Here is a 13,114-nt window from a genome sequence, read left to right on the forward strand (position 1 = left end):
GTGTCATCTTCGCTTTGGTTGCAATGCTTGCAACAGCTTCAAGAAGAGTTACCAGCTACAGAATTCAGTATGTGGGTACGTCCGTTACAAGCGGAACTCAATGGTAATACTCTAACTCTATTTGCACCAAACCGATTTGTACTCGATTGGGTGCGCGATAAGTACCTAAATAGCATCAACCGTTTGCTGCAAGAATATTGTGGTAATGATATTCCACATCTGCATTTTGAGATCGGAAGTAAACGCGTTATTGCTCCAAAGTCTGCGACTGTTGCCCCGGCTCGTACACGTACAGCAGCTGATGTAGCCGCTGAATCATCAGCACCTGCTCAATTACAAGCTCGCAAGCCTGTTCACAATATATGGCGCGATGATGAACCGGTGGCCGTTGACCTGAATCACCGTTCTAACGTCAATCCAAAACATAAGTTCAATAACTTTGTTGAGGGTAAATCAAACCAATTAGGTTTGGCGGCGGCACGTCAGGTTTCAGATAATCCAGGAACGGCTTATAACCCGTTGTTTCTATACGGCGGTACTGGTTTAGGTAAAACACACTTGTTGCATGCGGTGGGTAACGCCATTGTTGATAATAAACCGAATGCTAAAGTGGTTTACATGCACTCAGAGCGCTTTGTTCAAGACATGGTGAAAGCGCTCCAAAACAATGCGATCGAAGAATTTAAGCGCTACTACCGTAGTGTTGATGCCTTGCTTATTGATGACATCCAATTTTTTGCTAATAAAGAGCGCTCTCAAGAAGAGTTCTTCCATACCTTTAACGCGCTGCTTGAAGGCAATCAACAGATCATCCTAACCTCTGACCGTTATCCAAAAGAGATCAACGGGGTAGAGGATCGTCTTAAATCCCGCTTTGGTTGGGGTTTGACGGTTGCGATTGAGCCGCCAGAGCTTGAGACGCGTGTTGCGATCTTGATGAAGAAAGCAGAAGACCACCAAATTCATCTTGCGGATGAAGTGGCGTTCTTTATTGCTAAGCGTTTACGCTCTAACGTTCGTGAGCTAGAAGGCGCATTGAACCGTGTTATTGCTAACGCCAATTTTACGGGTCGTCCGATTACAATCGACTTCGTGCGTGAAGCATTGCGTGACCTACTTGCCTTGCAAGAGAAGCTGGTTACCATTGATAATATTCAGAAAACTGTAGCCGAGTACTACAAAATCAAAGTCGCTGATCTATTGTCGAAGCGTCGTTCTCGTTCTGTTGCTCGTCCGCGTCAATTGGCGATGGCACTGGCCAAAGAGCTAACAAACCACAGCTTGCCTGAGATTGGCGATGCATTCGGTGGTCGTGACCACACGACAGTGCTACACGCCTGTCGTAAGATCGCTCAGCTACGTGAAGAGAGCCACGATATTAAAGAAGATTATTCGAACTTGATTCGTACCCTTTCTTCTTAATACACAGTATTCTTAACCTTAATAAGCCGAATCTTGGCCGCGTAATATGACGCAGTGCCATTTAGACCGTAAGAGCAAGATATGAAATTTACCATTGAACGTAGTCACCTGATTAAGCCATTACAACAAGTATCTGGCGCACTCGGTGGCAGGCCAACGCTTCCAATTCTAGGAAACCTACTGATTAAAGTAGAAGATAACGTGTTGTCGATGACAGCGACGGATCTAGAAGTTGAATTGATCAGCCGTGTAACGCTTGAAGGTGATTTCGAAGCGGGCAGCATTACCGTACCTTCACGTAAGTTCCTAGATATCTGTCGCGGCTTGCCAGATAGCTCAGTGATCACCGTGGTATTGGATGGTGACCGTGTTCAGGTTCGTTCTGGTCGTAGCCGTTTCTCATTGGCAACATTACCTGCGGCAGATTTTCCAAATATTGAAGATTGGAGCAGTGAAGTTGAAGTGTCAGTGACACAAGCTGAATTGCGCGGTCTTATCGAGAGAACACAATTCTCAATGGCGAACCAAGACGTTCGTTACTACCTCAACGGTATGTTGTTTGAGATTGAAGGTTCTATCTTACGTAGTGTCGCAACTGATGGTCACCGTATGGCGGTATCTCAAGCGCAACTGGGTGCCGATTTTGCTCAGAAGCAGATCATTGTTCCTCGTAAAGGTGTGCAAGAGTTGGTGAAGCTCCTGGATGCTCCTGAACAGCCAGTAACGCTGCAGATTGGTAACTCTAACGTGCGTGCTGAAGTGAATAACTATGTCTTCACTTCTAAGCTGGTTGATGGTCGTTTCCCGGATTATCGCCGCGTAATGCCACAAAATACCACTAAGACATTAGAAGCCGGCTGCGATGAGTTACGTTCAGCGTTTTCTCGTGCTGCGATTCTGTCGAATGAAAAATTCCGTGGTGTTCGCGTTAATCTTGTAGATACCGAGATGCGTATTACAGCGAACAACCCAGAACAAGAAGAAGCGGAAGAAGTGCTAGACGTCACCTTCGACGGTGACGCGCTAGAGATTGGCTTCAACGTAAGCTATGTATTGGATGTATTGAACACACTGCGTTGTGAACAGGTTCGAATCTCAATGTCAGACGCGAATGCGAGTGCGTTGATTGAAAACGCACAAGATGACAGCGCGATGTACGTTGTTATGCCGATTCGTTTGTAAGCCATGTTTATTTATAAATTATGTTTGCTTATCAACAACGTTTGTCTATCGAGCCGTGATTGAAGATTAATATGAAGACGTTATGCCTTTATCGCGCTTAATCGTAAAGCAGTTTAGAAATATTGAAGCCTGTGACATTCAACCGTCATCAGGCTTTAACTTTCTTATAGGGGCTAACGGAAGCGGCAAAACCAGCGTCCTTGAAGCGGTGTATCTGCTCGGACATGGTCGCTCGTTCAAAAGCTCCTTAACCGGTCGTATCATTCAAAATGAGTGTAGCGAACTGTTTGTACATGGCCGTTTTATGACCTCGGATCAATTTGAGCTGCCAATTGGCATTAATAAGCAGCGCGATGGCACCACAGAGGTTAAAATAAGCGGTCAAACTGGTCAGAAATTGGCTCAGTTAGCTCAAGTCTTACCTTTGCAGTTGATTCACCCTGAAGGGTTTGATTTACTAACCGATGGACCTAAGCATCGCCGCGCATTCATTGATTGGGGAGTATTCCACAGTGAGTCGGGTTTTTATGATGCTTGGGGCAGGGTAAAGCGCCTCAATAAACAGCGTAATGCATTATTGAAAACGGCGACGAATTATCGAGAACTGAGCTATTGGGATCAAGAATTGGCCCGTTTAGCGGAAAGCATCAGCCAGTGGCGTGCCACTTACGTTGAACAGCTTAAAGAAGTCGCTGAAGAAATCTGCGCGACCTTCTTACCTGAGTTTGAGATAAAGATGAACTACTATCGAGGCTGGGATAAAGACACCCCATACGCCGAGATATTAGAAAAGAATTTTGAAAGGGATCAGCAGCTTGGTTACACCTTTAGTGGGCCAAACAAAGCGGATCTAAAGATAAAAGTGAATGGCACTCCAGTGGAAGATGTCTTGTCACGAGGTCAATTGAAGTTGATGGTATGCGCGCTACGAGTAGCACAAGGGCAACACCTCACTCAAATGACAGGTAAGCAGTGCATCTATTTGATAGATGACTTCGCTTCCGAATTAGATAGCCAACGCCGAGCACGTCTTGCTGAGTGTTTAAAGGCGACTAAGGCTCAAGTTTTTGTAAGCTCTATTACCGCTGACCAGATTGCAGATATGCATGACGAAAATAGCAGGATGTTTCATGTGGAACATGGCAAAATAGAGCAAGGATAATTAGTCAGAGAGTAACTATGTCAGATAATTACGATTCATCGAGTATTAAAGTACTGAAGGGTCTGGATGCGGTACGTAAGCGTCCTGGAATGTACATTGGCGACACGGATGATGGTACCGGTCTGCACCACATGGTTTTTGAGGTGGTAGATAACTCTATTGATGAAGCACTCGCTGGTCACTGTAGTGACATCATCGTAACTATCCATGAAGATAGTTCAGTGTCAGTAAGCGATGACGGCCGTGGTATTCCAACTGAATTGCACCCAGAAGAAAAAGTATCAGCAGCAGAAGTGATCATGACGGTTCTTCACGCTGGTGGTAAGTTCGATGATAACTCGTACAAAGTATCTGGTGGTCTGCACGGTGTTGGTGTTTCAGTAGTTAACGCACTGTCTAAGCAGGTTACTCTTACTATCTACCGCGGTGGAAAAATCCATTCTCAAACATATAAGCATGGTGAGCCTCAGGCACCACTAGCGGTTGTGGGTGATACAGATAAAACAGGTACAGAGATTCGTTTCTGGCCGAGTGAAGAAACCTTCACTAACATCGAGTTCCATTACGATATTTTAGCTAAGCGTTTACGCGAGCTATCATTCTTGAACTCAGGTGTATCAATTAAGCTAATTGATAAGCGCGAAGAAGACAAAATGGATCACTTCGAATATGAAGGCGGTATCCAAGCGTTTGTTGAGCACTTAAACACCAACAAAACACCAATTATCCAGAAAATATTCCATTTCGATCATGAGCGTGAAGACGGTATTACCGTTGAAGTTGCGATGCAGTGGAATGACGGTTACCAAGAAAATATTTATTGTTTCACCAACAACATCCCTCAACGTGATGGTGGTGCTCACTTAGCGGGTTTCCGTGGTGCACTAACTCGTACATTGAATAGCTTCATGGACAAAGAAGGCTTCTCGAAGAAAGCGAAGACTTCAACATCAGGTGATGATGCCCGTGAAGGTTTGACGGCGATTGTTTCGGTGAAAGTGCCAGATCCTAAGTTCTCAAGCCAAACTAAAGACAAGCTGGTTTCTTCAGAAGTGAAGTCTGCCGTTGAGTCTACAATGGGTGAGAAACTGTCTGAGTTCCTAATTGAGAACCCAGGTGAAGCGAAAATCGTTTGTTCTAAAATTATCGATGCAGCACGTGCTCGTGATGCAGCGCGTAAAGCTCGTGAGATGACACGTCGTAAAGGCGCATTAGATTTAGCGGGTCTTCCAGGTAAACTAGCTGACTGTCAGGAAAAAGATCCTGCACTGTCTGAACTGTATATTGTGGAAGGAGACTCTGCTGGCGGATCAGCTAAGCAGGGGCGTAACCGTAAGAACCAAGCAATCCTACCGCTTAAAGGTAAAATCCTTAACGTAGAGAAAGCGCGTTTTGATAAAATGCTGTCTTCTCAGGAAGTTGCAACGCTAATCACAGCACTTGGTTGTGGTATTGGCCGTGACGAATACAACCCAGATAAACTGCGTTACCACAACATCATCATCATGACCGATGCCGATGTCGATGGTTCTCACATCCGTACACTGCTACTGACGTTCTTCTACCGTCAAATGCCTGAACTGATTGAACGTGGTTACATCTACATTGCTCAGCCACCGCTTTACAAAGTGAAGAAGGGTAAGCAAGAGCAGTACATCAAAGATGAAGATGCGATGAACCAGTATCAAGTATCTTTGGCTTTGGACAATGCAGAATTGCACGTAAACCCTGAAGCGCCTGCGTTTGCTGGTGAAGGTTTAGAGAAGCTTGTTCATCAATACAATGCGGGTATCAAGCTAGTTGATCGTATGAGCCGTCGTTACCCACGAGCATTGCTTCACGAGCTGATTTACGTTCCTCGTCTAACCGCTGAGCAGTGTCATGATGACGCGGCAGTGGAAGCTTGGGGCAAACAGCTTGTAGAGCAGCTAAACGGCAAAGAAACGGGTGCGAGCCAATACTCTCTTGAAGTTGAAAAACACGAAGAGCTAGGTCTGAGCGTTCCTAAGATTGTAGTGCGTACACACGGTGTTACTCACGAACACGTACTGAGCATTGACCTGATCAACTCGAAAGAGTTTGGTAGGTTAGCGGACCTTTCTGAAGCACTTAATGGCTTGATCGAAGAAGGCGCTTACATCAAGCGTGGTGAGCGTACTCAAGCGGTTTCTAGCTTTGTTGAAGCTCTGAACTGGTTAGTGAAAGAGTCTCGTCGTGGCCTAAGCCTACAACGATACAAAGGTCTAGGTGAGATGAACCCTGATCAGCTTTGGGAAACGACAATGGATCCTGAAACTCGTCGTATGATGCAAGTAACGATTGAAGATGCTGTTGGTGCTGATCTGTTGTTCACAACGTTGATGGGCGACCAAGTAGAACCGCGTCGTAACTTCATCGAAGAGAATGCGCTTAAAGTAGCAAACCTAGACGTTTAGTCTCTTTGATACTTCGCTTAATTTCTGTGTCAGAGGTGCTCACATACATTCGTATGCTCCGCGCCTCTTCCTTGAACTAAAACGAAATAGCTTCGCCTCAAAAAACTAAATTTATTATTAAAAAGACTGCCAGAAATGGCGGTCTTTTTTGTTTTTAAGTTGCTGAAAAATATTGGATTGGAAAAATAATTGAAAATAAACGCTTGAAACTGATTTGCTCAATCCACATATCTAGTTGTGAAGAGGATGACTGTCTTGCTCTACAAGAGAAGAAACAGAAGCTTCATAACCGTTGCTAGAGTATCGCTCAATAGAGGATAACTTTGGCAGCACACAATTTAAAAATTGATTCATTGTCATGTCCCAGAGTTGTCGCCAAAAGAGGTGAAACCCGTGGAATGCGAACTGAATCCCTTAGCTGTTTACTGAATCATACACAGGTTCGATCTCAGTAAAAATCACAGCTAAGACTATTGCTTACTAAAAGGATAGCATTATGAGAACTGTAGATTTCACTCCACTTTACCGCAACGCAATTGGCTTCGATCGTCTTTTCAACATGATGGAAGCAAACACATCGAAAAATACTTCTGGCGGCTACCCTCCGTATAACATCGAGCAAAAAGACGAGAACAACTACCGTATTACTATGGCAGTTGCCGGCTTTGCTGATGACCAATTAGATCTGACTCAGAAAGAGAACACGCTAATTGTAAAAGGTGAACGTAAAGCAGAAGCTGAGAAAACTTTCGTATATCAAGGTATTGCAGAGCGCGATTTCGAACGTAAATTCCAACTGGCTGACTATGTAAAAGTCGTAGGCGCAAGCATGGAAAATGGTCTTCTTCATATCGACCTAGAACGCGAAATCCCAGAAGCGATGCAACCGCGTAAGATTGCTATCAACGGTAATAGCCTACTAGAAGGGTAATTGCTGTTAGCTCCTTAGAGCTAAAAAATATCGGGAAGTAGAAGTGAAAGAGCACCAATACCTTGAAGAAGGATGGTGCTCTTTTTGTATTTGGCCTACAGTAACCTAAAAGGTCTTATTACTGTTCTGAGTAAGCCTTTTTCACTTCTTCAGCAATGATAGCAATGCCTTTTTGCATTGCTTCATCATCTTGTACGTAGTTCATACGCAAGCACTGGTGAGCATGATCCCACTCATCTTCTTGACCGATAAAGAAGTACTCTCCCGGAACAATTAATACACCACGAGCTTTGAGGCGATCGTACAGCTCCATAGTGGTAATCGGCAGCTCATCAAACCATAGCCATAAGAAAATCGCGCCTTCAGGCTTGTGGATACGGAAACGAGGGTCATCGATCGCTTCTTGTAAGAGCTCAACTGCACGTAGAGATTTATCTTTATAGAAAGGTTTGATTACCTCGCTGCTTAAGCGCAGTAAATCGCCTTTTTCAATCATGTGGTTAGCAATCGCAGGACCAACACTATTGGGTGCTAGGCTAATAATGCCATTCATGTTGGTCAGTGCTTGTGTTACTTCTTCGCTCGCAATCACGATACCGCAACGCACGCCTGGCAAGCCAAGCTTGGATAGGCTCATGCATAGAATCGTATTTTCATTCCAGAACGGTTCAACATCTTCAAAGATGATGTTTGGAAACGGTAAGCCGTAAGCATTATCGATCAGCAGAGGAATGTTGTTTTTACGCGCCAGTTTATCCAGCTTAAGTACTTCTTCGTCGGTTAGTACGTTGCCGGTTGGGTTAGTTGGACGAGAAGCACAGATAGCCGCTACTGAATCATCAACCTTGAGCTTTTCAAAATCGACGTGGTATTTGAACTGTCTGTTTTCAAGCAACTCTATTTCTGGGTGATATGAGATAAATATATCGTCATCAATGCCAGCATCGCCGTAACCGATGTACTCAGGCGCGATTGGCAGCAAGATTTTCTTGTGTGAGCCATCTGGCTGCTGACCTGCTAACAAGTTGAATAAGTAGAAGAAGCCACTTTGGCTGCCATTAGTTAGGCTAATGTTCTTCTCACTGATGTCCCAGCCGTAAGTATCTTTTAGCATTGTAGCTAACGACTTGATGAAGCTGTCTTTGCCTTGCGGACCATCGTAGTTGGCGAGGGCGGCGATGAGTTCTCCACTGGCGAGCATATCGGCACTGGCTTGGTTAAAGTAATCGAGCATGGCTGGGATAGCGGCTGGGTTGCCACCACCGAGCATGATTGCGCCAGGAGTGCGCAGGCCATCATTCAAATCATCCATCAAACGAGTGATTCCAGAGTATCGATTAAATTTTTCACCAAACTTAGAGAACTGCATTACTTATTTTACCTAATTCATTGTGATTGCTTGTTATGTGTCATTAAGGCAGACCTTATGTCTACCATCAGTGTGTTCCTTGAACATACCGCAATGTTTTTGCGACGCATAGCGCCAAATGCGCTAACGCGAAAAAAACTTCTATAAAGTTTAACTAATGAGTGCCTGCTTTCTTATTGAATGAGTGTTTCGTGATAAAAAAAGGAGAAGCCTAAGCTTCTCCTTTTAGTTTCTACTGATTATTTCAATGAACGTTTACTTCGTTCCGGTGTAAACAACCAATACTTTGTCATCTTGGTATTGGCGTTCGAAGGCATAGTAGCCCTTGCTGTTACGGATTATGTGTTTACCTTGGGCAATCGATGGGTGGCGCTGACGGAATTGACCAAGCGTCTGCCAATGTTCTAACAGTTGTGCTCGTTCACCGGTGATTTGATCCCAAGGCATGTCAGAGCGAGTCCCTTGCATTGGGTCTGATCCTGTCGGGCCGAAATCACGAGCGATTTCATCACCGTAATAGATCTGCACCGCACCGGGAGCCAACATCAATGCGTTTGCTGCTTTGGTCTGTTTCGCAAAGTCACTGCCGTGTTGTGTCCAGAATAAAGAAGTGTCGTGAGACGATAGGTAACTCAACACGTTGAATTCACTGTCGTTGTTGATCTTGTCTGCGTAGCGCAGGTAGTCAGCATCGAGATCGGATAAGCATTTAAGCGCCTTAGGTGCGATATCACTCTGGAATTCAAAGTTGATTATCGAATCAAAGCCATTAGCGAAGTAATCTGATTTCACTACGCTGTGCGCCCACACTTCACCCGTCATCCAAAAGGGCAGGTCATCTAAGGCTTTATCTGGGTTGTTCTGCTTCCATTCTGCAAGCGCTTGGTTCGTGCTCTCTTTAAGCTCTGCCCATGCCTCTAGCTCAACGTGCTTAGCGGTATCGACTCTGAAACCATCGACACCGTAGTCGCGCACCCAGTCAGACAACCAAGTGATGAGATGCTCTCGAGGTGTTTTGAGTTCATCCGTGGCGCTGGTGGATTTGTTGAGATAGAAGTTAGGTAGCCCAGTAGTTTCTGTCGATTCTGTTTTGAAATCGGGCAGGTGCGCCAAAGACATGGTGAGGTTGTTGTACCCCGGTGAGTCATAAGCGCCGATATCACTGCGTAACCACGCTTTACCCCACCACTTTTCCCAAGCGTCTTGGTCGCTGTAGGATATGAAGTTATTGAAGTAGTGCCAGTTTTGATCTGCCTTTGGTTGCCAGTCGGTCCAGTTCTCACCAAGCGTTTGTTTGGCTTGTTCATCGGTAAGGTTGAGTTTACCAAAGTCGAATTCTTGCATGTCGGCAAGCGTTGCGTAACCCGTGTGGTTCATTACCACATCCCAGACGACGCGAATGCCTTTGCTATGAGCTGTATCGATAAAGGTTTTAAGTTCATCCTCTGTGCCCATGTTGTCATCAAGCTTGGTCCAGTCTTGATGGTAATAGCCGTGGTAGCCATAGTGTTTGAAGTCACCGCGATCACCACCGCCAACCCAGCCGTGGATTTGCTCTAGTGGAGAGGTAATCCAGATAGCATTGGCCCCGAGCGATTCAATATAGTCGAGCTTTTCGGTTAAGCCTGCTAGGTCACCACCGTGGAAGGTGCCGATTTCATCTTGTCCATCTTGACTGCGACCATAGCTATTGTCGTTGTCAGGGTTACCGTTGTGGAAGCGATCGGTCATCACGAAGTAAACCGTGGCGTTGTCCCAGCTAAAATCAGCTTTGGTTTCTGGTTCTACTTTCTCTAGCAGTAGAACACCTTGGCTGTTTTCTGCAGGCTGCATGGTGACATTGCCGTTACTGACGGTAGCTTCGATGCCAGAAAGGGCATCTCTAACTAAAGTGCCATCATCAAAGGTTTGAGCAACGTTGATGGTGGTTGGTTGGTCACTAGGTACTGGGCAGGCAAAACTTTGAGCTTGTTGCTGTTTTGGCTTTACTTGAACCGTGAGCTCATTGGTCTGAGGGTTCAACGTAAATTGGTAGGTATTAGCGCGAAAGACTTTGATAGCGATTTCAGATTTTTCGGCACAATCGTCTAGGCGAAGGGGTTTATTGAATTTGATGCGACTCTCTTCAGCCAGCGCAAAGTTAGTACCACAGGTATTTTGAGCGTCACTGATAGAGAAGGTATAACTACCTTTACCGAGTTCCTGTTCCGCAATCACTGTGCCTTTACCTGTTGATTCAAATACGAGTGTATCGTTATCAATTGTCAGTAGTAAGCGGTTGTCATTGGTTTGGCTGCATGCGCTGAGTGCGAGTATAGAAAGCGCGAGTACTGTTTTTTTCATTGTTCCCTTCCCCTGAATAAACAGGTCAGTTATAGCAAACAATGCCCTCTACAGTCTGAGTGCTGTTTCATTCAGTTGGTCAATAATACCTCTACAAACAAATGCTTGGTTCACAAAAACAAAAAGGGAAGCTTTCGCTTCCCTTTGGGTATTTACCGTTAGTTACTTTAAGCATTACCTAGAGCAACTACTCACTCGTGCTTATTTTTGCAATAGAGAGATATCAGCAATCTGTAGGAACAGGTTACGCAGGTTGTTCAGTAGCGTTAGACGGTTCTTCTTCAGAGCCTCGTCATCAGCCATAACCATTACGTTATCGAAGAATGCATCAACGGGTTCACGTAGGTCAGCAAGTTTGCTTAGGGCTTCTTGGTAGTTGCCTGTCGCGAATGCTGGTTCTAGTGCTTCCGTCATTACTTCAACGTTTTCAGCCAGCGCTTTCTCTGCGTCTTCTTGAAGAAGCGCTAGATCGATTTCAGCCGGTAGCTCGCCATCGAATTTCGCAAGGATATTACCTACACGCTTGTTCGCTGCTGCTAGTGCTTCTGCTGCTTCCAATTCACGGAAGTGAGAAACCGCTTTGACACGTTGGTCAAAGTCAGCTGGCTTGGTTGGGCGACGTGCTAATACCGCTTGGATGATATCAACGCTGAAACCAGCATCTTGGTACCATGCGCGGAAACGACCTAGCATGAAGTCGATAACGTCAGTTTCTACGTTGTCGTTGGTCAGCTTGTCACCTAGTAGCTCTTTCGCTTTACCGATTAGATCGGTTAGGTCTAGGTTGTAGCCGTTTTCAACGATGATACGTAGCACACCTAGTGATGCACGACGTAGCGCGAATGGGTCAGAACCTTTTGGTGCTTGGCCAATACCGAAGATACCTACGATAGTGTCTAGCTTGTCTGCCATTGCAACCGCAGAAGAGATGCCAGTGCTTGGTAGTGTGTCACCCGCAAAACGAGGCATGTACTGCTCGTAAAGTGCTAGTGCTACTTGCTCGTCTTCACCATCGTGCGTTGCGTAGTGCATGCCCATTACACCTTGAGTATCCGTAAATTCGAATACCATCGATGTCATTAGGTCACATTTAGCCAGTAGGCCAGCACGCTTAGACTTTTCAACGTCAGCATCGATTTGCTCAGCAATGTAGCCAGCAAGTTCTGTGATGCGGTCTGTTTTGTCTTTGATCGTCCCCAATTGCTTCTGGAAGATAGCTTGGTCTAGTTCAGCAAGACGGTCGATAAGCGGACGCTTACGGTCGGTGTTGAAGAAGAACTCAGCATCAGCAAGACGTGGACGTACCACTTTCTCGTTACCTTCGATAACGTGACGAGGCTCTTTAGACTCGATGTTCGAAACGAAGATAAAGTTCGGTAGTAGGTTTTTCTCTGAATCGTATACAGGGAAGTACTTCTGATCGCCTTTCATGGTGTAAACCAAAGCTTCAGAAGGCACTTTTAGGAACTCTTGCTCAAACTTAGCAGTAAGCACCACTGGCCATTCAACCAAAGAGGTAACTTCTTCAACAAGATCATCTTCTAGGTCAGCAATACCGCCAACCGCATCTGCTGCTTTTTTAGCATCAGCAAGAATGATCGCTTTACGCGCATCGTAATCTGCCATTACTTTACCGCGCTCTTCTAAGATCGCAGGGTATTGGTCAGCAGAGTCGATTGTGAACTCTTGTTCGCCCATGAAACGGTGGCCACGGATAGTACGAGCAGAAGCTACGCCTAGGATTTTGCCTTCAACAAGCTCATCACCTAGTAGTACTGTCAGTGTTTTCACTGGACGGATAAATTGAATGTCTGAGTTACCCCAGCGCATTGCTTTAGGAATTGGTAGGCCAGCGAGAGCTTTCGCAGCAATGTCGATAACCAATTCTTGAACAGGTTTGCCAGCCACTTCTTGTTTGAAAAGAAGCCACTCGCCTTTATCTGTTTTCAGGCGGTCAGCTTGCTCAACGGTAATACCGTTACCACGGGCCCAACCTTGTGCAGCTTTAGTCGCGTTGCCTTCAGCATCGAATGCGACAGAAATTGCAGGACCGCGCTTCTCAACCACTTTGTCTGCTTGGCCTTCAGCCAGTGCAGTCACTTTAAGTGCTAGACGACGAGGTGCTGCGTACCACTTGATGCCTTCGTGAGAAAGCTCAGCAGTTTTAAGACCTGCTTCAAAGTTAGAAGCAAAGGCTTCTGCTAGGGAACGAAGTGCCGTTGGTGGAAGCTCTTCCGTACCCAGTTCAATTAGAAAATTCTTCGCCATGA

General features: G+C 45.5%; 8 protein-coding genes. 5 read left to right on the forward strand and 3 right to left on the reverse strand.

Features of this window, described 5'->3' with window-relative positions:
* The 5 genes from dnaA to OCV36_RS00025 all read left to right on the forward strand — a co-directional run bounded on the left by dnaA (position 1) and on the right by OCV36_RS00025 (position 7,132).
* The gene (gene dnaA / locus OCV36_RS00005; RefSeq protein WP_017073816.1) at positions 1–1,422 is read left to right on the forward strand and encodes a chromosomal replication initiator protein DnaA; all 1,422 of its coding nucleotides are present in this window, start codon (positions 1–3) and stop codon (positions 1,420–1,422) included.
* 81 nt (positions 1,423–1,503) lie between these two features.
* Positions 1,504–2,604: a DNA polymerase III subunit beta gene (gene dnaN, locus OCV36_RS00010; protein WP_135458811.1), complete on the forward strand. Its 1,101-nt coding sequence runs from the start codon at positions 1,504–1,506 to the stop codon at positions 2,602–2,604.
* Between the two features lie 82 nt (positions 2,605–2,686).
* Positions 2,687–3,766: a DNA replication/repair protein RecF gene (recF, locus tag OCV36_RS00015; protein ID WP_017073814.1), complete on the forward strand. Its 1,080-nt coding sequence runs from the start codon at positions 2,687–2,689 to the stop codon at positions 3,764–3,766.
* Positions 3,767–3,783: 17 nt separating this feature from the next.
* The gene (gene gyrB / locus OCV36_RS00020; protein WP_102552464.1) at positions 3,784–6,201 is read left to right on the forward strand and encodes a DNA topoisomerase (ATP-hydrolyzing) subunit B; all 2,418 of its coding nucleotides are present in this window, start codon (positions 3,784–3,786) and stop codon (positions 6,199–6,201) included.
* Positions 6,202–6,697: 496 nt separating this feature from the next.
* Entirely contained in the window at positions 6,698–7,132 is a 435-nt protein-coding gene (locus OCV36_RS00025; protein ID WP_017073812.1) for an Hsp20 family protein, read from the forward strand.
* 118 nt (positions 7,133–7,250) lie between these two features.
* Here the strand turns inward: OCV36_RS00025 and OCV36_RS00030 are convergent, their stop codons facing one another.
* The 3 genes from OCV36_RS00030 to glyS all read right to left on the reverse strand — a co-directional run bounded on the left by OCV36_RS00030 (position 7,251) and on the right by glyS (position 13,112).
* Entirely contained in the window at positions 7,251–8,501 is a 1,251-nt protein-coding gene (locus OCV36_RS00030; RefSeq protein WP_135458813.1) for a valine--pyruvate transaminase, read from the reverse strand.
* 255 nt (positions 8,502–8,756) lie between these two features.
* On the reverse strand, positions 8,757–10,844 hold the full coding sequence (locus tag OCV36_RS00035) for an alpha-amylase (protein WP_135458815.1): 2,088 nt from the start codon (positions 10,842–10,844) through the stop codon (positions 8,757–8,759).
* Positions 10,845–11,045: 201 nt separating this feature from the next.
* Positions 11,046–13,112, reverse strand: coding sequence for a glycine--tRNA ligase subunit beta (gene glyS, locus OCV36_RS00040; RefSeq protein WP_135458817.1), 2,067 nt, complete (start codon positions 13,110–13,112; stop codon positions 11,046–11,048).
* Positions 13,113–13,114: the final 2 nt, after the last annotated feature.

This window comes from Vibrio echinoideorum (assembly GCF_024347455.1).
Lineage (GTDB): Bacteria > Pseudomonadota > Gammaproteobacteria > Enterobacterales > Vibrionaceae > Vibrio > Vibrio echinoideorum.